The 23,896-nt window shown below is 73.3% G+C and carries 20 protein-coding genes and 1 tRNA gene; 7 read left to right on the plus strand and 14 right to left on the minus strand.

Annotated elements, in window-relative coordinates:
* Positions 1-112: 112 nt before the first annotated feature.
* From nadA to VEL82_03780, 8 genes are read right to left on the minus strand one after another with little or no spacing between them, the layout of a single operon-like run.
* Positions 113-1,018, minus strand: a complete 906-nt coding sequence (gene nadA, locus VEL82_03745; protein HXW66975.1) for a quinolinate synthase NadA — start codon at positions 1,016-1,018, stop codon at positions 113-115.
* Between the two features lie 16 nt (positions 1,019-1,034).
* Complete coding sequence (gene nadC, locus VEL82_03750; GenBank protein HXW66976.1) at positions 1,035-1,919, minus strand: carboxylating nicotinate-nucleotide diphosphorylase; 885 nt, start codon at positions 1,917-1,919, stop codon at positions 1,035-1,037.
* On the minus strand, positions 1,903-4,323 hold the full coding sequence (locus VEL82_03755) for an AAA family ATPase (protein HXW66977.1): 2,421 nt from the start codon (positions 4,321-4,323) through the stop codon (positions 1,903-1,905). Before VEL82_03755 ends, nadC begins: the two co-directional genes overlap by 17 nt.
* Positions 4,324-4,358: 35 nt before the next feature.
* Positions 4,359-5,552: a glycine cleavage system aminomethyltransferase GcvT gene (gene gcvT, locus VEL82_03760; GenBank protein ID HXW66978.1), complete on the minus strand. Its 1,194-nt coding sequence runs from the start codon at positions 5,550-5,552 to the stop codon at positions 4,359-4,361.
* Positions 5,549-6,706: a DUF1297 domain-containing protein gene (locus tag VEL82_03765; protein HXW66979.1), complete on the minus strand. Its 1,158-nt coding sequence runs from the start codon at positions 6,704-6,706 to the stop codon at positions 5,549-5,551. The genes gcvT and VEL82_03765 overlap by 4 nt, the downstream gene beginning before the upstream one ends.
* 14 nt (positions 6,707-6,720) lie before the next feature.
* Positions 6,721-8,922, minus strand: a complete 2,202-nt coding sequence (locus VEL82_03770) for a xanthine dehydrogenase family protein (GenBank protein HXW66980.1) — start codon at positions 8,920-8,922, stop codon at positions 6,721-6,723.
* Positions 8,919-9,389: a 2Fe-2S iron-sulfur cluster-binding protein gene (locus tag VEL82_03775; protein HXW66981.1), complete on the minus strand. Its 471-nt coding sequence runs from the start codon at positions 9,387-9,389 to the stop codon at positions 8,919-8,921. The genes VEL82_03770 and VEL82_03775 overlap by 4 nt, the downstream gene beginning before the upstream one ends.
* Entirely contained in the window at positions 9,386-10,237 is an 852-nt protein-coding gene (locus tag VEL82_03780) for an FAD binding domain-containing protein (GenBank protein ID HXW66982.1), read from the minus strand. The genes VEL82_03775 and VEL82_03780 overlap by 4 nt, the downstream gene beginning before the upstream one ends.
* Positions 10,238-10,339: 102 nt before the next feature.
* On the opposite strand from VEL82_03780, the gene VEL82_03785 reads away from it, so the two are divergent.
* Together VEL82_03785 and VEL82_03790 are read left to right on the plus strand one after the other, a co-directional pair.
* Positions 10,340-10,861: a transcriptional regulator gene (locus VEL82_03785; protein ID HXW66983.1), complete on the plus strand. Its 522-nt coding sequence runs from the start codon at positions 10,340-10,342 to the stop codon at positions 10,859-10,861.
* Positions 10,858-11,160 (plus strand): hypothetical protein, encoded by a 303-nt coding sequence (locus tag VEL82_03790; protein ID HXW66984.1) that lies wholly within the window; start codon positions 10,858-10,860, stop codon positions 11,158-11,160. Before VEL82_03785 ends, VEL82_03790 begins: the two co-directional genes overlap by 4 nt.
* A gap of 11 nt (positions 11,161-11,171) precedes the next feature.
* On the opposite strand, the gene VEL82_03795 is transcribed toward VEL82_03790, so the two are convergent.
* From VEL82_03795 to VEL82_03810, 4 genes are all read right to left on the minus strand, one after another.
* Positions 11,172-11,269 (minus strand) — tRNA-Arg (locus VEL82_03795).
* Between the two features lie 29 nt (positions 11,270-11,298).
* A complete protein-coding gene (locus VEL82_03800) occupies positions 11,299-11,823 on the minus strand; it encodes a GNAT family N-acetyltransferase (protein HXW66985.1) in 525 nt (174 codons plus the stop codon).
* 7 nt (positions 11,824-11,830) lie between these two features.
* Complete coding sequence (gene polC / locus VEL82_03805; GenBank protein ID HXW66986.1) at positions 11,831-15,157, minus strand: DNA polymerase II large subunit; 3,327 nt, start codon at positions 15,155-15,157, stop codon at positions 11,831-11,833.
* A gap of 52 nt (positions 15,158-15,209) precedes the next feature.
* A complete protein-coding gene (locus VEL82_03810) occupies positions 15,210-16,148 on the minus strand; it encodes an EamA family transporter (protein ID HXW66987.1) in 939 nt (312 codons plus the stop codon).
* A gap of 102 nt (positions 16,149-16,250) precedes the next feature.
* Between VEL82_03810 and VEL82_03815 the strand changes: the two genes are divergently transcribed.
* The 3 genes from VEL82_03815 (at position 16,251) to VEL82_03825 (ending at position 18,980) form a co-directional block, all read left to right on the plus strand.
* Positions 16,251-17,360 (plus strand): prephenate dehydrogenase/arogenate dehydrogenase family protein, encoded by a 1,110-nt coding sequence (locus VEL82_03815; protein HXW66988.1) that lies wholly within the window; start codon positions 16,251-16,253, stop codon positions 17,358-17,360.
* Positions 17,361-17,521: 161 nt separating this feature from the next.
* On the plus strand, positions 17,522-18,658 hold the full coding sequence (ftsZ, locus tag VEL82_03820; GenBank protein ID HXW66989.1) for a cell division protein FtsZ: 1,137 nt from the start codon (positions 17,522-17,524) through the stop codon (positions 18,656-18,658).
* A 136-nt stretch (positions 18,659-18,794) separates the two neighbouring features.
* Positions 18,795-18,980: a hypothetical protein gene (locus tag VEL82_03825; GenBank protein HXW66990.1), complete on the plus strand. Its 186-nt coding sequence runs from the start codon at positions 18,795-18,797 to the stop codon at positions 18,978-18,980.
* On the opposite strand, the gene VEL82_03830 is transcribed toward VEL82_03825, so the two are convergent.
* A complete protein-coding gene (locus VEL82_03830; GenBank protein ID HXW66991.1) occupies positions 18,967-20,619 on the minus strand; it encodes a hypothetical protein in 1,653 nt (550 codons plus the stop codon). The genes VEL82_03825 and VEL82_03830 overlap by 14 nt on opposite strands.
* A 160-nt stretch (positions 20,620-20,779) precedes the next feature.
* On the opposite strand from VEL82_03830, the gene purH reads away from it, so the two are divergent.
* Positions 20,780-22,345, plus strand: a complete 1,566-nt coding sequence (gene purH, locus VEL82_03835; GenBank protein ID HXW66992.1) for a bifunctional phosphoribosylaminoimidazolecarboxamide formyltransferase/IMP cyclohydrolase — start codon at positions 20,780-20,782, stop codon at positions 22,343-22,345.
* On the opposite strand, the gene VEL82_03840 is transcribed toward purH, so the two are convergent.
* Positions 22,317-22,691, minus strand: coding sequence for a thioredoxin domain-containing protein (locus tag VEL82_03840; GenBank protein ID HXW66993.1), 375 nt, complete (start codon positions 22,689-22,691; stop codon positions 22,317-22,319). The genes purH and VEL82_03840 overlap by 29 nt on opposite strands.
* Before the next feature lie 69 nt (positions 22,692-22,760).
* Between VEL82_03840 and VEL82_03845 the strand changes: the two genes are divergently transcribed.
* Complete coding sequence (locus VEL82_03845; protein HXW66994.1) at positions 22,761-23,873, plus strand: NUDIX domain-containing protein; 1,113 nt, start codon at positions 22,761-22,763, stop codon at positions 23,871-23,873.
* Positions 23,874-23,896: the final 23 nt, after the last annotated feature.

Raw genomic sequence — 23,896 nt, forward strand, 5'->3', positions numbered from 1 at the left:
CGATCCCATCGGTCGCCCGGTCGGTGAACCCATCGGCTACCGGCAGGTCGAGGAACACCGGGAGCGGGTCACGCCGGCAGCGCCACGGCCCGGAGCGGGGCGACCGACGCCGCTACGCGGCGACCATCCGCTCGAGGACCCCGCGGGCCCGCCCGGCGGTAGGCTCGGGGACCGTGATCTCGAACTGGTTCAGCGCGAGCGAGTCGCGGACATCCGCGAGGTCGATCTCCTTCATGAACGGGCAGACGGTGCCGGCGTCGAGCGGCGTGAACTTCGTCGTCGGGTTGAGCCGGCGCATCCGGTGGAGGATCCCGACCTCGGTCGCGACCAGGACCTCGGGCGCCCGCGTCTCCTCGGCGAAGCGCACCATCCCGTCCGTCGACAGCACGCGGTCGACGTGCGGCAGCGCCTCCGAGGCGCAACCGCACTCCGGGTGAGCCAGGATCGACGCGCCGGGATGCTCGCGCCGGGCCCGCGCCAGGTCCTCCGGTCGCAGGCGCGCGTGGACGGGGCAATCCCCGACCCACAGGTGCATCGAGCGGCCGGTCCGGCGGCGGACGTAGTCGCCGAGGAACATGTCGGGCAGGAACAGGATCTCCCGGTCGCGCGGGATCCGCTCGACGACCTGGACCGCGTTCGAGCTCGTGCAGCAGAAGTCGGCCTCCGCCTTCACCTCGGCCGAGGTGTTGATGTAGGCGACGACGACCGCGCCGGGGTGCTCGGACTTCCAGGCGCGCAGCTGCTCGGCCGTGATCGCGTCCGCGAGCCCGCAGCCGGCCCGGAGGTCGGGCAGCAGCACGGTCCGGCTCGGGTTCAGGATCTTCGCGGTCTCGGCCATGAACCGCACGCCCGCGAAGACGATGACCGGCCGGTCCGCCTGGCGCGCCTGACGCGAGAGGTACAGGGAGTCGCCCACGAAGTCGGCGACGTCCTGGACCTCGGGCCGCTGGTAGTTGTGGGCGAGGAGGACGGCGTTCCGCTCCTCCTTCAAGCGGAGCACCTCGGCCTCGAGCGACATGGCGACCCCGGCCGTTCTAGGGAGGCGGCCGTCTTAAGCGGGCGGGGCGCAGCACGAGGTGGAACGGGAGTGCCGGCGCCGAATGCGTGAGCGCGCCCAGGCTCACCGCGTCGGCCCCCGTGCCCCGGTACGCCCCGACGCGCGAGGGGACGATCCCGCCCGAGAGCTCGACCCACCGTCCCCGGCGCAGTCGGGCGGTCTCGAGCGCGCGGACGATCCGGCGGGCCCGCGCGGGCGAGGCGTTGTCGACGAGGAGCGCGCCCGCCCCGGCCCGCGCCGCCCGCACGGCCTCGCGCGCCGAGCGGACCTCGACCTGCACCCGCTCGCCCCGTCGGGCCGAGCCCGAGGCCCGTCGGACCGCGGACTCCAGCGGCACGAGCGCGAGGTGGTTCGACTTGACGAGGATCGCCGCGGAGAGGTCCCGGCGATGCGGTCGCCCGCCGCCGTGCGCGACCGCGGCCTTCTCCAGGTCCCGCAGGCCCGGCAGCGTCTTTCGGGTCGCATAGACCTCGAGGCGGCCCCGACCCGCGCGGACGGCCCGCGCGGTGGCGCTGGCGACGCCGCTCGCATGCATCAGGACGTTGAGGATCGTCCGCTCGGCCCCCAGGAGGCGCCGGGCGTTCCCCCGCAGCACGAGCACCTCGAGACCGGGCCGCACTCGAGCACCGTCGGCGCGACGAGCGAGGGCCCGCAGCCCGGCGGCCCGGGCGATCGCGCGGGCGAAGCGGATCCCCGAGAGGACGCCGGAGGCCTGGGCGACCACCCGGCCCTCGGCGGTCGCCCGGTCCGGCACGACCGCTCGGCTCGTCCGATCGCGCCCGAAGCCGTCCTCCCGCAGCGCGCGACGGGCGAGCGCCGCCGCGCCGCGGGGGGCGGCGCGAGGGCTAGCTCGCCGCGCCACGATCCTGGGGCTCCTTCTTCGCAAGGGCGCCCTTGAGCCGCTCGAAATCGGCGGCGATGTCCGGACGCAGCACCGGCAGGTTCTGCCGCTCGAGCTCGGCGACCCGTCGCTGCGCGCTCGCGCGGTCGCCCCGAGCGTAGGAGAGCTGGGCGAGACGCAGCACGACGTCGACCTCGTCCGCGGGGGCCTTGAGCTCGCGCACGATCCGATAGGCGTCGAGCAGGTCGGCCTCGGCCCGGTCGTACTCGCCGCGGTCGAGGCCGATCTTCCCCTGGACGATCAGCGACTGGACGAGGCCGAACCGGTCCCCGATCCGCTCCAGGATCTCGCGCGAGCGCTGGTTGCGCTCCGTCGCCTCATCGAGGCGCCCGGCCTCGCGCAGGATGTCGGCCACGTTGAACAGCGACCAGCCGACGCGCCGCACGTCGTGCGCCTTCTCGGCCAGCCGGATCGCCTCCTGGAACTCGGCGATCGATTCGGAGTAGCGGGGCGTGATCGAGCCCGAGCTCGCGATCAGGACGCCGAGGAACAGGTGCGCGTGCGCCGCTTCCCGCGCGTCCCCGAGCCGCTCCAGGGTCCCCGCCGCCTCGCGCGCCTCGGCGAACGCCCCCTCGCTGCGACCCATCATCGCGAGCACGTTCGCCCGCCACAGGAGCGCCGCGGCGATCGACCGCTCGTCGCCGGACTGCTTGGCGATCGCGAGCAGCTGGTCGTGCTCGCGGAGCGCCTCATCGTAGCGGCCCATGTAGTACAGCGCCTCGCCGAGCAGCCGGCGGCCGACCATCTGGGCGCGCGGATGGCCGGCGAGATCGACCGAGTCGAGGACGGTCCGCGAGGTCCGTTCGGCGTCGCGCCACTCCCCCTGGTCGGTCAGGATGCGGGCGAGGTACAGGTCGAGGAGGGCGAGCACGTGCGGGCTCAGTCGGCGGCGCAGCCCCCGGCGCGCGCGGTGCTCGCGCAGGAGCGCTTCGGCCTGCTTCAGCTCGCCCTGATGGTCGATCTGGCGGGCGAGCTCGATGACGATCTCCGTCTCGGCATCCCAGTCGTCGGGGCGCAGGCGCCGGTGGCTCTCGAGCGCCCGCTCCAGGTGCTCGCGCGCCACCTCGGGGGAGAACGAGCGGATCGCCACGTCGGCCGCCTCCCGGTTGTAGGCGATCGACTTGTCGTCGACCCGGGCGAGGTAGTAGTGGCGCGCGAGCGCGTAGATCGTGGAGAGGTCCTGGTTCCCGCCCGCCTCGATCGCCTCGGCGGCGTGGCGATGGAGCAGGCGCCGGCGGCTCTCGCTCAGGCGGTCGTACACCTCGGCGCGCCGGCGATCGTCGGGGAAGGCGAGGACCTCGCCCGGGCGCTCGACGAGCCAGCCGGCCGCCACGAGCCGGTCGAGGGTCTCGGTCAGGCGTTCCTCCTCCTCGTGGCTCGCCCGCAACAGCACCGGGAACGCGAACTCGGCGCCGAGGACCGCCGCGACCGTGACCGCCCGCTGCTCGTCCTCCGAGAGCGAGCCGACCGCCGGGACCCCGGAGCCGGTCGCGGGGCGAGGGCCATCGCCGCCCACGCCCTCGCGGGGTCCGATGAGGCGACGCGCGAGCTGCTCGAGGAGGAGGGGGTTGCCGCCGGTCTCGGAGTGGCGACGCGCCACCTCCTCCGTCGAGAAGGTGCGCCCCGGCTCCTCGCGCTGGAGGAACTCGGCGACCTCGCTCGAGGAGAGGGGACGCAGCACGATGCGGCCGGCATGGGTCGTCGCCTCGAGCGCCTCGAGGCGAGCGCGTCGGCCTTCCGAGAGGCTGCCGTAGGGCCGGACGGTGGCGAGGATCCACAAGGGCCGCTCCTGGAGCTGGCGCGCGAGCTGCTCCACCGCCTCGAGCGACGGCTCGTCGGCCCGGTGCAGGTCCTCGAGGACGAGGACGGTCGGACCGCGCCGGGTGAAGGCGAGGAACTGCTCGGCGATCCCGCTCCAGAGCGGGTCGCGGATCGCGTCGCCGCGCTCGTCGGCTTCCCCGAGCGCGTCGAGCAGGCGCTCCTCGATGCGCACGGGCGCGGTGAGCGCCGCGTCGTTCAGGCGGGGCGCGAAGCCGATGAGGAAGCCGTCGGTGCCCGCGGCCTCGGGGATCAGCGGGGCGCTGGGGTCGGCGAGCGCCCGACCGCTCTCGAGCGCCGAGCGGATCAGCACGAACGGCGGGGGCGCGTCGAGCGGCGGAGCCCGGCCCTCGAGCACCCGGGTGCCACGTCCGTGCATGTCGCGCACGAGCTCGCGGACGAGGAACGACTTGCCGACGCCCGTCTCTCCGACGAGGAGCGTGACCCCTCCGTGGCCCGCCCGGGCGTCCTCGAACCGCCGTCGCAGGGCCTCGACTGCCTCGAGCCGCCCGACGAACGGGCGGCCGTTCCCGGCCTCGGCCGCCATGCCCCCCGTTCGTATGGGGTCCCGCGACTATGAAGCTACGGTCGCGCCGGGGGAGCGCGGACGAACGGAAGGGCGGTCACCCGGGCCGGCACCTCACGCCCCCGGATCTCCAGCTGCACGCTCGTCCCCGGGGCCGCGAGCGCGCTGGGCAGGTAGGCGAGACCGATCCCGTGGCCGAGGTTCGGGGAGAGCCCGCCGCTCGTGAGCTCCGCCACGACCTTGCCGTCGGCGCGGACGGGGGTGCCGTGACGCGGGATCGCACCGGGCGTCTCCACGACGAGGCCGACGAGGCGCTGGGCCGGACCCTCGGCGCGCTCCTTCTCGAGCGCGCTGCGACCCACGAACGGGTGGTCGAGCTCGACGAACCGCTGCTGCCCCGCCTCGAGCGGCGTCCGGTCCCGATGGAACTCCTGGCCCGAGAGCAGGTAGCCCTTCTCCAGACGCAGCGTGTCGCGCGCCCCGAGGCCGCACGGGACCGCCCCCGCGGCGACGAGGCGATCGGCCAGCGCCGGCGCGGTCTCCGAGCGAACGAGCAGCTCGAAGCCGAGCTCGCCGGTGTAGCCGGTCCGGCTGACGAGGATCGAGCGCTCGAGGTCGGATGGGATCCGGGTGCCGATCGTTCCGGCGCGCGCGTCGCCCGAGTCGTCCGTCGGGAAGCGACGGGCGTGGTAGAAGGCGAGCGCACCGAGGTCCCAGTCGAGCACGGCTTCGAGGAGCGCGCGCGCGCCGGGTCCCTGGACCGCGAGGAGCGAGAGCGTCGGGTTCCAGCGCTGGAGCGTCGTGTCGGGCCCGCGGTGGTGGCGCAGGATCTCCTCGATCTCGTCCGCGCGCCCGGCGTTCGGGACGGCGAGGAAGGAGCGGGTGAGCTCGTCGCCCCGGTCGAGCCGGGTGACGAGCAGGTCGTCGACGATGCGCCCGGTCGATTCCAAGAAGAAGGTGTAGCGCACCTGCGAGGGGGCCTCGCGGGCGATGTTCGCGGTCGTCCGTCGGGAGAGCAGATCGGCCGCGTGGCCGCCCTCGACCGTCACGAGCCCCATGTGGGAGACGTCGAAGAGGCCGACCCCCGAGCGGACGGCGCGATGCTCGGCGAGGATGCTGGAATAGTAGAGCGGCATCTCCCAGCCGGCGAACGGGACGAGATGGGCGCCGTGCCGGACGTGGAAGTCGAAGAGCGCCGTGCGCCGCAGCGCCGCCGGCGCCGTGGGGGCGGCGGTCGCCGTCACGCTCACGTCACGATCTCCGCCAAGCGGCCGTCCGCGAGGGCGTGCCGGATCTCGCGCGCGATGCGGCGCCCCGAGCTCATCGGCTCGCGGTAGAGCGCGTTCCCGTACGGGTGGCCGACCGCGAGGTGGATGTTCGTCCCGCCTCCGATGCGCGCGGCGACGTCGAAGACCGTCGGCCGCCCGTCCCGGTCGAGGCAGGTCTGCAGGCAGAACGGCCCGAGGATCCCGGGCGGGTAGCGCGCCCGGCTCGCGTCGACGAACCGCTCGCCGAGCCGGAACACCTCCTCGAGGATCGACTCGCGGACCGTGAGCGATCCGTGCCCGACGACGAGGTAGTCGGGGATCCGCTCGCGCTCGGAGAGGGCGAGCTGCTGCTGAGCGGGCAGGCGGACGAGGCCGTCGAGGTTGCTCTCCCGCCGCTCGTCGACCCCGAGCAGCTCGAGGCCGTCCGGGCGCGGGACGAGCGGGGAGAAGAAGAAGTTGAAGTTGAACACGGGACCGAGCACGTACTCCTCGATGCGCGCGCGCGCGAGGTCGTCGGCGGCGATCGTCCCGTGCTCGAGGAGCGCCCGGCTCTTGGCGCGGAACTCCTCGGGGCTGGCGGCGGTGAAGAACCCGCGCTCGAGCCGCCGGGCGGCATGCGGGAGCTTGACGATCGCGAGGCGGTCGATCGCCTCCGGACCCGGGAGGGCCCGGGGGATCGGGATGCCGGCGCCCTGGAGCAGGGTGTAGTAGTTGTCGCGCTCGGTGCGTTCCTCGATGCGCAGCATCGCCCGCGCGCCGACGATCGGCACGCGCAGATCATCCTCGACCGTCGCGAGCGGCACGTAGGAGCTCAGCGCCCGGTTCGGGACGAGCAGGACCCCGCGCCGGCGCAGTCGCTCCTGGGACGCCGCGCTCGCGATGTCGGCGAAGGCGCCGTATTCCCAGACCTCGTCGACGCAGCCGCGCCGGCGCAGCCCGTCGGGCCCGTGGACGGTCCGAAAGTAGCGCGCGTACGTCGCCTCACGGCCCCGCTGGGTCAGTACGACGCTGCCGAATCCCTCGGCGATCGCGCCGTCCGCGATGTCGATCGCCGAGTGCGAGCCCACGCACCCGATCGCGGGGGGGTTCGGATATCCCGCGACGAGCCGCCCGATCTCCCCCTCGGGAAGCGGCATGCCGCAGGGCACCGTCAGAGGAGCTTAAGCGCTCGTGCCACGCGCTCGGCGGTGAGCGGCAGCTCGGTGACGTGCGCACCGGTCGCATCGCGTACGGCAGCGGCGACCGCCGCCGGAACCGGGACGATCGGCGGCTCGCCGAGCCCCTTCGCCCCGAACGGTCCGGCGCCGGCGAATCCCTCGATGAGCTCGATCTCGGGGACCGGCACCTCGGCCATCGTCGGGATCCGGTAGTCGAGCAGACGCGGGTTCACGAGCCGGCCGTCCTCGGACCAGATCGCCTCCTCCGTGAGCGCGGTGCCGAGTCCCATCGCGATCCCGCCTTCGATCTGGGCGCGCGCCATCGCCGAGTCCACGACCACGCCGGCGTCGTGGAACGCGGCGTAGCGCACGACCCGCACCGCCCCGGTCTCCCGGTCGACCGCCACGTGCGCGACGTGGGCCGCCCCCGTGAAGTCGGTGTACGGGTAGAACGAGCCATCGACGACCCGCGTCTCGTCGATCTCGCTCGCGTGCCCGTAGTGCCGGCCGACCGCCACGATCCCGCGCGCCGCCTCTTCCGGGCGAAGGAGCGCGCGGATCGCGCGCCGCGTACCGCCGGCCACCGCGACGATCTCGCCGTCATCGACTCCGAGCTCGACCGGCCCGGAGCACGCGAGACGCTCGGCGAGCGTGCGCCGCAGTCCGGCCGCCGCGTCGACGATCGCCCGCCCGAGCGCGCCGACCGTGCGGCTGCCATAGACACCCGAGTCGAACGGCGCCGTGGCCGTGCTCTCGTAATCCACCCGCACCCGCTCGAGCGGCAGGTCGAGCGCCCGCGCACCGACCACGGCCAGCCCTCGGAGCACGCTGCCGCTGCCGATCTCGCGCTCCCCCTGAACGATCACGAGACGCTCGGGAGCGAGCTCGAGGCGCACCTCGCCCCCGGCGCGGGTGCTCGTCGACCAGAAGCCGACCCCGACCCCGACGCCCTCGCCCGGTCCGGTCGTGGCCCGCCAGCGACGGGCCAGCGCGCCGGCTCCTTCGAGCGCGGTCGCGAGGCCGAACGGACCGACCGGCTGGCCGAGGGGCGTCGTGTCGCCCTCGCGCCAGACATGGGCCGATCGGAACGCGATCGGATCGGCGCCGATCGACCGTGCCACCTCCTCCAAGTGCGATTCGAGCGCGAACGCGCACTGCGGCGCGAACGGGGCGCGGTGGGGTCCGAACGGTGGCTTGTGCGTGCGGATCCCGTAGCCTTCCACCTCGAAGGCCGGCGTGCGGTACGGACCCAGGAGGAATCCGATCGAGTAGCCGACGGCGAAATCCCTTCCCGGGAGCGACGAGCCGCCGTCCAAGAGGAGGCGGACGCGCCGCCCGACGATCCGGCCGTCCTTCACCCCGGTCGCGAGGCGGACCACCGCCGGTAGGGTGCTGCGACCGAGCTCGAATTCCTCCCGGTAGCTGAGCGCGAGCCGGACGGGTCGCCCGGCGGCCCGGGCGAGGAGGAGGGCGTACGGTTCGAGGAGCGCGGCGCCCTTCCCCCCGAACCCACCGCCGACCCAGGTCCCCTCGACGACGACCGCGCGTTCGGGAAGGCCGAATCGGGCCGCGAGGTCCTCCCGGACCCCGAACGGGCTCTGCGTCGAGGTGCGGACCCGCCAGATCCCCTCGTCCACGCACGCCACGCAGGCGTGGGCCTCGAGCGCGACCTGGTGGATCCCGGCGGTGCGGTACGTCTCCTCGACGACCCGGTCCGCGCTGGCGAGGGCGCGCTCGAGGTCGCCGTGTCGGGCGAGCACGTGCGCCACGATCGAGGGGGAGCGGGTGGCGGCGCCGTGCGGCCACTGGGGGAACTCGTCCTCGATGTCGATCCGGGGTGGCGCCGGCTGTACCTCGAGCCGCACGCGCGCCGCGGCCCGCCGCGCCTCCTCCAGCGTCGGCGCGGCGACGAGGGCGAGCGGCTGCCCGTGGTAGGCGATCTCCTCCCGGGGCAGGATCGGTTCCGAGGTACTCTCCGCCCGATCGGGCAACAGCTCGGCGAGGTCCGCCGGGCCCACGGCCACGACGCCGGCCAGCGCGCGGGCCGGTCCCAGATCGAGCACGCGCACCCGGCCGCTCGCGACCGGCGCGCGCACGAGTGCCCCCCACAGCATCCCCGGCAGCTCGACGTCCACGCCGAAGTCGGCGGCGCCGCGCAGCTTGACGTCGAGATCGGGACGGATCGTCGCGCTCACGGGTCGAGCTCGGCGAGGAGCGTCACGGCCCGCGCGATCGACGCGTAGCCGGTGCACCGGCACAGGTTGCCCTGGAGGCCGTCCAAGAGCTCGGGAGGGCCGGCGCGGCGACCGAGCTCCTTGCGGAGGCCGGCGAGCGCCATCACGAAGCCCGGCGTGCAGTACCCGCACTGGAGCGCACCGGCGCGGGCGAACGCCGTCCGGACCGCCGCGACGTCCGGGTCGGACTCCGCCGCGTCGATCGTCGCGATCGCGCTCCCGGCGAGCTCGCGGGTCAGCGCGAGGCAGGACAGCGTGCTGTGACCGTCGACCAGCACCGTGCAGGCACCGCAGTCGCCCGTGCGGCAGCCCTCTTTCGTTCCCTTGAGGCCGAGGCGCCAGCGCAGCGTGTCGAGAAGGCGCTCGTCGTCGGGCACCGACCCGAGCGGCAGCACCCGGGCGTTCACCGTCAGCGAATCGTCGTTCATCCCGGCCCCCCCGGTGCGTCCCGAACCGGGTCGATCGCGCGGCGCAGCAGCGTCCCCACGAGATGGCGTCGATACTCCTCCGAGGCCCGCCGGTCCGCGACGATCGCGACCGCGCGCCGAGCGAACTCCTCGGCCCGAGCGAGCGCGGCGTCGCTTGGCCGACCGTCGCCGAGCGCGGTCTCGACTTCGGGAAGGCGGACCGATCGGGGCGGGATGCCACCGACCGAGACCCGCCAGCGACGGGCGGTGGGGACCCAGGCGACCGCGACCGCGAGCTGGCTGATGTCGTGGGAGGGGCGCACGCGCTGCCATCGGTAGGCCGACGGACGCGGACCGGGGATGCGGACGGACCGGATCAGCTCGGCCGGTCCGAGCGCCGTCCGGCGCGAGGCGTGGACGAACCCTTCGACGGGGACGCGGCGCGCCCCGGCCGCACCGACGATCTCGACCTCCGCGTCGAGCGCGAGCAGCATCGGGATCAGGTCGGAGGCCGGGGCGGCACGCCCGAGGTTGCCGCCGAGCGTCGCGCGGTGGCGGAGGGCGACCGACCCGACCGCCGCGACCGCCTGGGCGAGCCCGGGCAACGTGCGACGCACCTCGGGATCCTGCTCGAGAGCGCGGAGCGGCAGCGTGCTGCCCACCGTGAGCGCGCCGTCGGTCCAGTCGAGCGTGCGCCACGGCAGCCGTCGCAGCGAGACGACGCGCGCGGACGTCGTCCGGCCCTCGTCGAGGTCGATCAATAGATCCGTGCCGCCGGCGAGGACGCTCGCCCCGGCGGCGCCGGCGCTCCGGAGCGCGGCGAGCGCCTCGTCGACGCCCGAAGGGGCCAGGAGCTCGAACGACGGCACGGCGGCGGAGCGTCGCGCTCGCGCATATCCCTTCGCGCCGCGCGCGCGGCGTCCGCAACCCTGCCGGTTTATCTCTTGGTACGGATTTGGCACCGCATCGGCATGCCGTTCGAACTTGCGTTGCGTTACAGCACGCCGCTCACGCCGATCGCCGACGTCGAGGAAGTGCTGCGAGAGTTCCTGCGGCTCATCGGCTACCTGCCCGAGGGCGAGGACGGCCGGGGGTCCGAGGGACCGATCGCACAGAGCCTCGCCTACCGCCTCGTGCGCGATTGCTTCCTGCGCGATCCGAGCCGCGCCTGGTACGTCGACGAGCTCACCGCGGTCCTGCGGACGACCAAGCCGACGATCTACCGGCACATCAACAAACTCAAGTCCCTCGACCTGCTCGAGGAGGTCGGAGGGGTCGCCGACGGGAAGGGCCGCAAGGGCTACCGTCTCCGCTACGGGAACCTCGCGCGCGCCTGGGACTTCACCGAGGCGAACGCGCAGAACGCGCTACGTCGCTACCGGGAGACCGTGAATCATCTGCAAGGGCTCGTCGACAAGATGGCGCTCGTGCCCCCGCCCGCCCGCGCTCCGCCGACCGTGCGCGCGATCGGCCGCGAGCGAGGAGGCCGGTGAGCGATCCGGCGGCCGCCACCAAGCGCCCCCCGATCACGCTCACCCTGGGCTCTCGGGTCCGGGTGCGCTCGGCGGGCGCCGACGACACGGCGATCGAATCGACCGGCCTCTTCCGCGGCCTCGTCTCGATCGGCGGCGACAACATCCTCGCCATCGAGCTCGAGGGCGGAGGCGAGGAGAAGGGCCGGATCCGGCTCGTGCCGATCCCCGCGCTGCTCGCGATCGACATCCTCGAGATCGCCAAGCCCGAAGAGGAGAAGCGGAGCGAGCCGAACCCGTCGCCGGGCTACTTCCGCTAGGCGCGGGCGAACGGGCTTGCTGGGAGTTCCGTCGCGGGCGACCGCGATTTCGAACCCAGGTCGTCGGCTTCGAAGGCCGACAGGATAGTCCAGACTACCCCACAAGCCCGCCGACCTCGAACGGGACGCGGGCTATTTTTACGTTGTGCGCGCGGCCGGGAGCGCGAAGAAGCGGGCGTCCTCGACCGGGTTCGGCCAGTACGCCCGGACCTCGTGAAAGCCGAGCGAGGCGTAGAGCGCGATCGCCCCCGCCATCTCGGGCAGCGTGTCGAGCACGAGCTCGGCGTAGCCGGCGCGCGCGGCGAACTCCACGGCGGCGAGCACGAGCGCGCGCCCCAGACCCCGGGCGCGGGCCGGCGCGCGAACGTAGAGGTGCTTGAGCTCGCCCCGGCCGTCCCGCAACGGGCGGACCCCGACCGCGCCCACGGCGGTCGCGCCGTCCCAGGCGAGGAGCAGGGTGCCGGCGGGCGGCCGGTAGGCACCGGGCAGGCCGGCGATCTCCTCGACCACGTGGGCCGGCGGGCTCGCGAAGCGGGCCGGGCGGATCGACGCGACGTACTCGGTGAACAGCTCGCGCGCGCGCTCGAGCTCCTCGGGACCCGCGACCGGCCGGATCTCCGCGGTGGGGGAACGCGCCGGCGGCCGGGGGCGCCGCGGGGTCATCGCCGGCCTACGGCGAGGACGCCGGGCCCGATCGGAAGCGGTCGAGCGTCGTCTGGGCGGTCGGGTTCGGGAACAGCGTCGCGATCGACGCACCGAGCAGCTGGATGCGCTGGCGCACGTACGGCGTGATGCCGTCGATCTCGCTCAGGCGCTGCGAGAGCGGCAGGTACTTGCGCACCGAGGCCTCGAAGACCGTGGCGGCGAGCTCGCCGTCGCACCGGCCGCCGCCGGGTCGCTCCGCGACGCACCGGCCCTCGAGCGGCGCGCGGCGGTACGACACGCCACAGCTCTTGCAGCGGAACTTCTGCGTCGCGTAGCTCTTGAGGTTCCCCATGACGTCGCGCAGGAAGTGCCCGTTCAGCACTAGGGTCACCGCCTCGGCCACGTCGACCGCGCGGATCTGGCTCGTGAGGACGATCGAGCGCTCGACCGTGTCCTGCATGCCGCGCTGGCCGCGGTAGGCCGAGCGGACCGGCCCGCCGGCGATGTCGCGCGTGTCGTGCGTGAAGCCGTAATCGCGGAGCGCGCGCTCCGTGCCGAGCCGGTGGCCGATCGTGTCGACCAGGCCCTCGACCTCCTTCGGCGGCCGCCGCTCGGCCGCCGCCCGATACAGCGCGAGCGGGTAGCGGCCCGCGACGTCGACGTTGTGCGCCTCCTTGTCGACCTCGGTCGGATCGAGCCGCGTCGTCAGGACGAGCGGCTTGTCCATCAGCGCGCCGCGGCTCGCCGGCAGGTAGGCGCGCGAGAAGTTCACGAGCGCGTCGAGGAGGAGCGTTACCGAGTCCTCGTCGCCGTCGCAGTTCCGCCGCTTCGCGGCGTGGAGGACCGGGTGCGCGAAGCACGCCTCCGCGTCCGTGAACCCGACGATCCGGGCGGCGACCCCGCCCGAGGTGTGCGGGGCCAGGGCGACCACGATCTGACCGACGAGGTCGGCGGGTCGCTCCGCACGGTAGAACGGAGGGAGCCCGTAGAGTCGGACGAGCGCGTCGTCGAGGAACTGGGCGAGCCGCACGAGGTAGGCACCGCACGAGCGGGACACGACCACATCCTGCGGCCGCAGCTCGACGAGCGCGTCCGGGTTGTCGAGCGAGCGGCCGCTCCAGTCGGTGGCGTAACCGAGCGCGCGGAGTCGATCGACCGGCGTGCCGACCTCGCGCGGGCGGAAGTGGGTCAGCGGCAGATCGGTGAGGTCGAATCGGGCGGTCCCGTCCTGGTAGACGGAGATGCCGTGCGAGGCCCGGAGGATCCCCTTCTCCAGCGGCTCGGGGCACTTTCCCGGCGAGGCGAGGCCTTTGACGCCCTTCACGGGGGGGACGCGCGCGAGCTGCAGCCTCGCGATCGCATCGTTCCAGATCCGCGCGACCGGCAGCGGCTCGGTCACGATCCGTTGGGTGGGCGCGGTGTGGGCGCCGCAGGTGCACCGGGCCCAGACGGTCGCACGTCCGCAGCCCGGGCAGGTGCGCAGCCCGAGCTCGACCGGGGTGCCGCCAGCGAGCGTGCGACGCGCGGCCTCGGTGACCGAACGGGTCGTCCCACCGGCCGCGCCGACGGGAAAGAGCGCGTGGACGTTCGGCTGCATGACCCGCTGGTACGCCTTCTCCGGGCGGCCGACGCGCGCGCCGATCCGGGACGGGGCGCGCGGCCGCAGCGTGACCCCCGCGAGCCGGCTCGCGTAGGCGAGCGGCTCGAGCTCGAGCGGCTCGAGCGGCGCGCGCCGCACGAGCAGGCCGTCCGCGGGCTCGAGCCCCAGGCCTCCGACCAGCGCCGCGCTCGGGTCGGGCTCGCCGCGGCGGGCCTCGCCACGGAGAGGCGCCGACAGGAACCCGAGCCGGGCGAGCGGCTCGCGCCAGGACGGGTCGTCGGGGATCTCCAGCGACGAATCCGTCCAGCGGCCGGTCCGCTCGACGAACTCCGAGAGCGCCCGGATCTCGGCCGGGGCGAGGTCGTGCCAGAAGAGCCCCCAGCGCGGATGGAGCGGGACGCCGTGCGCCCGCGCGAGGCGGACGGCGTCGGCGTAGTCCGTCACGTTGAGACCCACCGACTCGGCGACGCCGGCGCCGGCGAGCTCCTCGGCGTGCCAGTCGAGGCTGTAGGCCCCCGGCACCAGCGGCCGGTTGTTCTCGAGGAACTCGCCGAAGCCGACCAGCATCTCCCCGAGGTCGAGGATCCGACGGATCTCGGGAGCGAGCGCGCGGGCCCGCGCGACGTCGTGCACGGCGGTGACGGTCCCATCCGCGAGCTCGACGATAGGCCCGTCGATCGTGTCGCAGACCCCGATCGCGCTCGCCTTGCCCGGATACTCGAGCTTCACCTGGGTCCCAATCGCGACGAACTCCTGCAGGACGACCATGGTCGCCGGGTTCACCGCGCAGCCAGCGAGTCCGCTCGTGCGCGCCCGTCCGTAGACGAGGCGGAAGCCTCCGGGCCGGTTCGGATGCGCCAGCACCGGCCGCCCGCCGACCGCGTCCTGCAGATACTTCGGCGTCCGGGCGTCATCCTCCTCCTCCGCGTGGTGGCCCAGCCGGTCGAGGAACTCCCATCCGTCGATCCCGAGAATCTCGACGACCTTGCGGACCTTGGCAGCCTTCTGGCAGAGTCCCTCGGCGAGGACGAGGCAGGCGCCGCCCCGGATCCCGTTCGTCGGTACCCGCTCGAGGTCGCGGAAGGCGCTGACCTCGGCGTCGCCCTCGGTCGCCTCGCCCGAGATCGCGACCGGCAGCCCGCGGACCACGAGCTCGATCTCCTCGGCGGTCGGGCTGTACTGGAGATGCTGGTAGTGCTTGTAGAGCGGGATCTCCTCCTGGAACCGGCCGATCTCCTCGGGTCCGGCCCGATAGGCTGAAAGCCCGAGGTCTCGTCGCACGATGTCGGCGAGGAGAACGCTGAGCGCCTGGGCGGTCCCGCCGGCGGCTCGGATCGGTCCGGCGTAGTACAGCTCGATGTAGCCGCCGTCGGGCCCGGCGCGCACATGGACCTCCGCGAGGCCCTCGAGCGGCGCGACGAGGATCCCTTCGGTCAGGATCGCGAGCCCGACGCGAAGCGCGGTGTCGACCCGGTCGGCGATCGTGCCGGAGCGCGCGGGGTCGCGGGCGAGCCGGCGGGCGATCTCGACGGCGACCTCCTCGCGTGGCAGGCGGGTGGCCAGCGCCCGGATCTCGTCCGCGATGCCCTCGATGTCGAGATGGGCGAGCAACTTCTCGACCCGGGAGGCCATGTCCTGCGCCCGCGGGATCTCCGGCGCGACCTCGGGGTCGTAGCCCTCGGCCCGGGCCGCTCGCGCGACCGCGTACGCGCGATCGACCTCGGCCTCGATCGCGCGAAAGTAGGCCTCCACGCCCGGCCCACGAGGTCCCCCAAGATAAGCGCGCGCCGGACGCGCGGACGCTTCAGCGCGCGGACGAAGTTCGGACCGCGCCCCGGGTCGGTGCCCAGATCACGAGGCTGACGCCCGTGATGACGATCAGCGAGCCCACGATCTCCCAGACCGAGATCGGCTCGGCGAAGAATCCGGACCCGATCCCGACCCCGACGATCGGCACCAGGTACGCCACGAGGTTCGCTCCGACCGGCCCCGCGCGATGCAGCAGCAGGAAGTAGACGAAGTAGCCGAGGACCGAGGAGAAGACGACGAGCGAGAGCAGCGAGCCCAGCACCCCGACGCTCAGGGGAACCGCCCGCGGGTACGGGAGGACGAGCGCGGCAGTCCCGATGAGGAGCGCGCCGACGGCGAACTGCGTGCCGATCTGCCAGAGGCCCTGACGGCCACCGCCGAAACGCCGGAGCAGGACCGATCCGATCGCCGCGGCGACGAACGCCCCGATCACGAACGCCGGTCCCGGCCAGGTGCCGACCGAGCTGCCGGAGAGCTCGGGTACCACGAGGACGACCACGCCGGCGAAGCCGATCGCGATGCCGCCGAGTGCGAGCGGCCCAAGACGCTCGGAGGGTAGGAGGACCCAGGCGAACAGCAGGGTGAGGATCGGCGCCGTCGAGGCGAGCACGGAGGCGTACCCGCCCGTCGTGTACTGCTCGCCCCAATAGAGGAAGCCGCCGTACACGCCGATGAGGAGGGTCCCGCCGACCGCCGCCGAGACCAGGAGCGCGCGCCGCGGGGGGAATGCCTCGCGCCGCCCCGCGGCCAGCAGGAAGAAGGCGACGGCCGAGAGGGCGTAGCGTATCGCGGCGAACGGCAGCGCGGCCGCGCCGAACACGATTCCCTCCCGGATGAACACGTACGCCGAGCCCCAGACGAGCGCCAGGGCGGCGAGGAGCGCCACGTCCTGCCGGGAGAACCGGGAATCGCCCGCCGGAGCCCGAGCGCTCATGCCGGGCCGAGCGACGCGCCGCTTAGCTGCCTTTCGGGCGGGTCGTGAAACACCCGTTCCGATTTTCGGCGACCCTTATACCGAGAGGCGGATGGTGACCGCGTGACGCGCGAGCTGGCCGAACTCCGCCGGGCGATCCGGGAGGTCGATCGCGAACTCCAGCGCGCGGTGACACGTCGGCTCGAGCTGGCCCGCGCGATCGGACGGGCCAAGCAGGCCGCGGGCCAACCCGTCCGCGACTACGAGATCGAGCGCGAGGTCCTCGAGCGTTGGCGCGCGGAGCTCGTCGCGCGCGGGGTCGCCGCCGGACGTTCCGAGGAACTCGCCCGCTGGATGATCGAGGAGGCCGTCCGGGTCCAGGACGAGCTCGGCGAGGGACGGCCCACGACGAGCGATCCGACCGACATTCTCATCGTCGGCGGCGCCGGCCAGATGGGGGCGTGGATGGCCGGTTTCCTAGAATCGATGGGCCACCGCGTCGGGGTCGTCGACCCGCGCGCTTCTGCTACGAGCGCGGGGCCGTTCCGGGTGCACTCCGACCTGCTCCGCGCCGCGCAGGACGCCGACGTCATCGTCGTGGCGACGCCGATGCGCGTCGCCCGGTCGATCTACCGCGAACTCGAGAAATCCGAGAGCGAGGCCGTGGTGTTCGACATCCTTTCGATCAAGGCTCCGATCGTGCGCGCGATCCACCGGCGGCGCGAGCGACACCGGCCGGTCGGAAGCGTGCATCCGCTCTTCGGGCCCGGCGCGCGGAGCCTCTCGGGTCGCAACCTGCTCGTCCTCGACTGTGGGGATCCCGCGTCCCTCGAGCGCATCGTCGCCCTCTTCGCTCCGAGCTCGCTCGCGATCACGACCGTCCCGCTCGACGCCCACGACCGGATCATGGCGGACGTGCTCGCCCTCCCCCACGCCGTCAGCCTGCTCTTCGGCACCGCGCTCGGCGGCGGTGGCCGGGCACCAGCGCCACTCGGGCGGCTCGCGCCGACCTCGTTCCTGCGCCAGGCGCAGGCCGCGCGCGTCGTGGCGGCCGAGAATCCGGAGCTCTCCTTTGACATCCAGACCCTGAACCCGGAGATGGGCCGTCTCTATCGACGGATCGAGGCCGCGGTGCGCGAGCTGCGCGAGGCCGTCGAAGCCGGCGACGCGAACCGCTACGGTCGGCTGGTATCGACCGCGCGCGATCACCTGGAGGCGGTGGGCCCGGGCTAGGGGCCCGAGCGCCGGGTGCTCGCCGCCGCGGCCTACCCGCGCGAAACGGCATCCGGAGGACGACGCCATTCCGTTCTACGCAAATGTTTATGTAGCAACCTCCAAAGTCTCCGTGCAGAGCGTATGACGCTCGTCTGACAAACAGGGATGGGAGAACTCCGATGAAGTCCATCATCCAGGAAGCGATCGCGAAACACCAAGAGAACCAGTCCTTGGTCGAGGAGAAGGCGGCGCCCGCGGCCCCGGCCTACGGGAGCGCGGACGACGCGGAGCTCGCGAAGCTGGCGGAGACGCTCAAGGTCAACATCCGAATCGTCGGGTGCGGCGGCGGCGGCTCGAACACGATCAACCGGTGCGTCGAGGAAGGCATCCAGGGCGCCGAGATGTGCGCCATCAACACGGACGCCAAGCACCTGCTCACGATCCATGCCCCCAGGAAGATCCTCATCGGACGGCGGGCCACCAAGGGCCTGGGCGCCGGCGCCCGGCCCGAGGTCGGCGAGGAGGCCGCGCGCGAGAACGAGGAGGAGCTGCGACAGTTCCTCAACGGCGCGCACATCGTCTTCGTCACCGCGGGGATGGGCGGCGGGACCGGCACCGGCTCCGCGCACCTCGTGGCCCGGATCGCGAAAGAGGTGGGCGCGCTGACGATGGGCGTCGTCACGCTGCCGTTCGCCGGCGAGGGCGCGGCCCGCATGGAGCAGGCCCGCGACGGCCTCGAGCGCCTGCGCCGAGTCTGCGACACGACGATCGTCATCCAGAACGACAAGCTCCTCGAGCTCGTCCCGCGGATGCCGCTCGACTCCGCCTTCAAGCTCGCGGACGCGGTCCTCATGACCGCGATCAAGGGGATCACCGAGATCGTCACGAAGCCCGGCCTCGTCAACCTCGACTACGCCGACATCCTGACGGTCATGAAGGACGGCGGAGTCGCGCTGATCGGGCTCGGGGAGAGCGAGAGCGCGACCGACCGCGTCACCGAGGCGGTCACCGAGGCGCTCACCTCGCCCCTGCTCGGAGCGGTCGAGCTCAAGGACGCCACCGGCGCGCTCGTGCGCGTCATCGGCGGCCCGACGATGACGGTCAGCGAGGCGGAGAAGGCGGCTGCCCTGGTGGGCGGCAAGATCTCCAAGCGCGCCCGCATCATCTGGGGCTGCTCGGTCGAGAACTCCCAGGACATGGAGAACACGATCAAGGTGCTCCTGATCATCACGGGCGTGCGCGCGACGAGCCTCCTCGGCCAGAAGGGAGGCTATGCCGCCGGCGAGTCCGAGGAAGTCATCGACCTCGTCCGGTAGGCCTGCGTCCCGGCGCCCCCGCTACCTCGGCATCGAGGCGGCGGGGGAACATCTTCCCCCGCCACTCCCTCGGTGGTGGGAGGCGACGCTGCGCGACCGGCTGGACCGCGCCGGCGTCCGCGGACGCTTCCGACTGGTGCGCGCCGAGGCCCATCGGGCGATCGCCGAGGTGGATCACCGCGACGCTCCCGCGGCCCGCGCGGCCTGGACGGTGGACGTGGGGAACGGGCCCGGTACGGTCCGGCTCGCGACCCGGCGGACCTGGGGAACGCTGCGCGGCGCCAAGGCCTGGCTGCGCGCGGGCGCCGCTACAGGAAGCTGACCCCGAAGGTCGCGATCTCGATCGAGAAGGTGTTGAGCGCGATCCCGGTCGGGATCGTGAGCGTCACGGTCCCGAGCGGGCCCCCGATCTGGAAGGGCCCGTAGCAGGCGGCGTAGGTCCCGCTGCAGCTGAAGTAGTTCTCGAACGGCGCCGTGGTGTTGAAGTAGCTGACCCAGCCGGCGGCGAACGTGCTCGTGACGGAGAAGACGATGTTCGTGTTGTTCTCGACTGTGAACGGCGAGCTCGGCGAGAGCTGGATCGAGTCCACCGACAACAGGCGCGCGCTGAGCTCGGTCGTCTGGATGCCGGACTCGGTCGCCCACTGGCCGATGAAGATCGGGAACCAGAGCGTGGCCGCGGTCACGCTGCCGGCGACGCTCGTCAAGGAGATCGCCGGCGGGTCGATCATCAGCGGCACCCCGCCGTCCTGGGCGTAGACCACCGCACCCGAGTCGAAGGCCACGTAGCCCGGCGGAATGTAGGTGTTCGCGAGCATGACGTTGAGCCCGGTGGCGCTCACCTGGGCGTACGGCACCGTGGCGGAGGCGTAGAACGGGCAGTACAGGCTCGCCGTCGAGGTGGAGACCGTCCAGAGCGACGTGGCGGTGCCCTTCGCGCCGGTGGTCGTGTTGAACGTCACCCCGTAGGTCGCGGTCCCGGATACCCCGCCCTCGGCCTTGTCGGTGGTCGCGATGGCGTTGACCGGGCAGTTCATCGCGGCCGTCGTCGGATTGTAGCCGGTGAAGTAGACGCTGAAGTGATTACCGGTCGTCGTCGAGGCGTTGGCCGCCGAGAACAGGTCGAGGAACCCGAAGAAGCTCGCGACCACGTTCAGCGTCGCCCCGCTGCCCACCGTGCCGAACGTGACGACGTCGTGCACGCCGACGACGTAGACGACGATCGTGGACGTGTAGCTCACCGACGCGACGCTGAGCGTGTCGTTGTTGCCGACGATCTCGATGAAATCCACGTTCGGTCCGGCGCTCATCTGGAGGTTGACCGTCGTGGTGTTGCCGACCACGAGCAGGTCGAGCGGGTTGGCGCCCTTGGTCGTGACCGTGATCGTCGCGCCGGCCGCCCCGGTGTAGTTGACGAGGTAGGAGCCGGTCGCGGTCGTCACGGAGTAGCCGGTGGACCCGACCTTCGAATAGTTCCAGTAGACGTGGTAGGGCCCCGGGCTCGGGCAGCTGATCGAGGTGGACGCCTGCGTGCAGGCGGACGGCACGTAGCCGGTGCCCGCGGTCCCGCCCGTCGGCGGGTCGTTGTTGACCGGCCCCGAGAGCGAGTAGCCGAGCGAATAGCCCGAGCCGTTCGCCGGCCGCGCGATCGTGCCAGAGTCGGGGCCGGCGAACGGGGGCGCCGCCGACGAGCCGAGCGTGACCGGCTGGGTCACCTGCGCCCCGATGGCGTCCGCCTGGCTCACGGCCTCGAGGAGCGCCTGGAACCGCCCCAGTTGGTTCTCGACCTCGATCACGTGGTCGAGGTCGTTGACGCTCATCTGGTTCGGCAGCGTCGTCGTGAGATAGTTCGCGATGAAGGTGACAACGAGCAGGAGGCCCAGGATCGTCGCAATCGGCGCGACCTGCGCCCGTTGCCCGCGCCGCCGCCACTTGCGGGTCGAGCGACGTCGCCGGTTCACGAGCTCCTCGGGGAGAGTAAATTACCCGTGCGCGCCGTATTTATTCTTGCTGGCACGCGAGGCGGCGGGCCCGCCGGCGGGCGGCGGTTCGCTCGAGGTGGCGACGCTCCGCGCCGCGACCCTTATCTCTCTCCTTCCCTCCCCGTTCCGGGTAAGGAGCGTGGCACCGGAGGCCGAGCCCACCGTCCGCGTGGCGCGGGCGCTCCTGTCGGTCGACGACAAGCAGGGCCTGGCCGACTTGGCGCGAGGACTGCTCGAGCTCGGCGTCGAGCTGTGGGCCACCGCGGGGACCCGCCGCGCGCTCGCGGAGGCCGACGTGAGCGTCGGCGCGGCCGAGGAGCTCACGGGGATCGCCGCCTGGTTCGGCGGGCGCATCAAGACCCTGCATCCCGCGCTGCTCGGCGGGATCCTCGCGCCCCGCACGGACGCCGGGCAGCGGGAGCTCGCCGAGCGGGGCCTCCGCCCGTTCGACCTGGTCGTCACCAACCTCTACCCGTTCGAGCGCCACCTCGCCGAGCCGGCGGCGGACCGGGAGGAGTTCATCGACATCGGCGGCGTGACGCTCGCCCGGGCCGCCGCGAAGAACCACGCTTGGGTGTCGGTGGTGATGGATCCGGCGGACTACCCGGGGCTGCTCGCCGAGATGCGCGCCCACGGCGGCGTAACGGCGACCACTCGGGCGCGGCTCGCGAGCGCCGCGTTCCGGCGCACGAGCGACTACGACCGCGCGATCGCCGGCGCGCTGGGGAGCGGCCCCCCCGTTCCCGACGACGGCCCGTTCCCGGAGGAGCTCGTGCTCCGCCGCGAGCCGCTGCGCCTGCGCTACGGAGAGAACCCGCATCAGCGCGCCGCGGCGTACCGGGGGGCGGGCCCGGTAGGGGCGGGCTTCCAGCCTCGGCCCTTCGCGGTCGTGAAGGGCGACGCGCTCTCCTTCACCAACCTCCTCGACGTCGACACGGCGCTCGCGATCGTCGCGGAGTTCCCGGGCCCGAGCGCGGCCGTGGTGAAGCACGCGACCCCGTGCGGCGTGGCCTCGGGCACGACGGTCCGTGAGGCCCTCGAGCGCGCGATCGAAACGGACCCGGTCGCCCGGTACGGCTGCGCGATCGCGGTCAACCGCCCCCTCGGGCCGGACGATCCGGTCGCGCTGAAGGGGATCTTCGTCGACCTGTTCGCCGCGCCGGCGTTCGACGTCGCCGCCCTCGCCTCCCTCGGCCATCGGACGAAGCTGAAGGTCGTGCGGGCCGAACCCCCGATCGCGGGGGCGGCGGCCTGGGAAGCGAAGAGCGCGCTCGACCGACTCCTGCTGCAGGAGGTCGACCAGCGGGAGCTCGCCCCGTCGGACTTCCGCCAGGTCACCGGGGCGCCGGTACGCCCGGAGGCCGCATGCGCCCTCGACTTCGCCTGGCGCGTGGTCCGGCACGCGAAGTCGAACGCGATCGTGCTCGCGCAGGGCGCTCGGACCGTCGGGATCGGCTCCGGCCAGCCGACGCGCGTCAAGGCGGTCGAGCTCGCCTGCGAGGTCGCCGGCGAGCGGGCGCGCGGTGCCGTGCTCGCGTCGGATGCGTTCTTCCCGTTCCCGGACGGGGTCGAGGCCGCCGGACGGGCGGGCGTGAGCGCGATCATCCAGCCCGGCGGCAGCGTCCGCGACCCCGAGGTGATCGCGGCGGCCGAGCGCTATGGGATCGCGATGTACTTCACCGGCTGGCGGGTCTTTCGACACTAGCCCCGTCGTCGGCCGCGAACAGGCGCCGCAGGATCGCGCGGAAGGCGACCGGGTCGACCGGACCGACCTCGCGGCCGCGCTCGTGCCCCTCGCTCACGAACACGTAGGTGGGGATCGAGTGGATCCCGTACGACCGGGTGACGATCGCCGCCTCGTCGACGTCCACCATCGCGAACTTGACCCGGCCGGCGAGGCGTTCGGAGAGGTCCCGGACGATCGGCACGGTGACCCGGCACGGGACGCACCAGTCGGCGTAGAAGTCGACGACGACCGGGAACGGCGAGCGGAGGACCTCGGCCTCGAACGTCTCGTCGTTCACCCGTACCGGGCCCGGACGCTCGGTCACGCCGCCTTCCTCCGCGCTTCGAGCGGGAAGGGCCCTTTAAACATGCGGTTCGTGAGGTGGCCGATCCCCGTGAGGCGCCCTGCGGCCCCGCCGCGCGCGCCGGGCCGATCCGCGGCGCTCGGCCCGGCGCTCCTCGACTGGTTCCGCACCCACCGGCGCGCGCTTCCGTGGCGGGCCGGTCGCGATCCGTACCGCATCTGGGTCGCCGAGGCGCTGCTGCAGCAGACGCGGGTGGCGCAGGCGACGCGCTATTTCGAGCGGTTCGTCGCACGGTTCCCGAACGTGCGCGCGCTCGCGCGCGCGCCGCTCGCGGACGTGCTGAAGGCCTGGCAGGGCGCGGGCTACTATGCGCGGGCACGTCACCTCCATGCGGCGGCCCAGCAGCTTGCCGTCGAGGCGGGAGGACGCCTCCCCCACGACGTCGCGTCGCTCGAGCGCTTGCCCGGGATCGGGCCGTACATGGCCCGTGCGATCGCGAGCCTCGCCTTCGATGCGCCGGTCCTCGCCGTCGAGGCCAACGGGCTGCGCGTCGCCGCCCGCTGGACCCGCGAGGCCGGAGACCCGAGGACCCCCAGGGTCCGGGCGCGGCTGGAGCGCGCCCTGGAGGCGGCCCGGCCGCCGGGTCCCGCCGGAACGTTCAACGAGGCGCTCATGGAACTCGGCGAGACGGTCTGCCTTCCGATCGCTCCGGGCTGCGACGCCTGCCCCGTCTCCTTCGGGTGCCGGGCCTTTCGGGAGACCGATGCGCCGGCGCGCTACCCGCGCCGCCGGCGGGCGGCGAGGCGCCCGCATGTCCGCGCGGCGGTCGTCGTCCTGCGCGACCGGGGACGCTGGCTGGTGCAGCGGCGGCCCGAGGCGGGTCTTCTCGGCGGGCTGTGGGAGTTTCCCGGCGGGAAGATCGCTCCCGGCGAGGCCCCGGGTGCGGCGGCGCGGCGCGAGCTGCGCGAGGAGACCGGACTGGCGGTCCGCGAGCTGCGGCGGGCCGGGGTCGTGCGCCACGCCTACAGCCACTTCACGGTCGAGCTCCACGTTTTCGAGGGACGACGTGCCGGGGGCCGCGGCCGGAGGATGGGCGAGGACCGCCGCTGGGTGTCCCCGAGCGAGCTGTTCGCCCTCCCGATCCCGAAGGCGACCGAGAAGATCGCGCGGCGGCTCGCGCCGGGTACAGCTTCCCGGGGTTGAGGATCCCCGCCGGGTCGCACGCC

This window comes from Thermoplasmata archaeon (genome assembly GCA_035622275.1).
Taxonomy (GTDB): domain Archaea; phylum Thermoplasmatota; class Thermoplasmata; order Lutacidiplasmatales; family UBA184; genus Lutacidiplasma.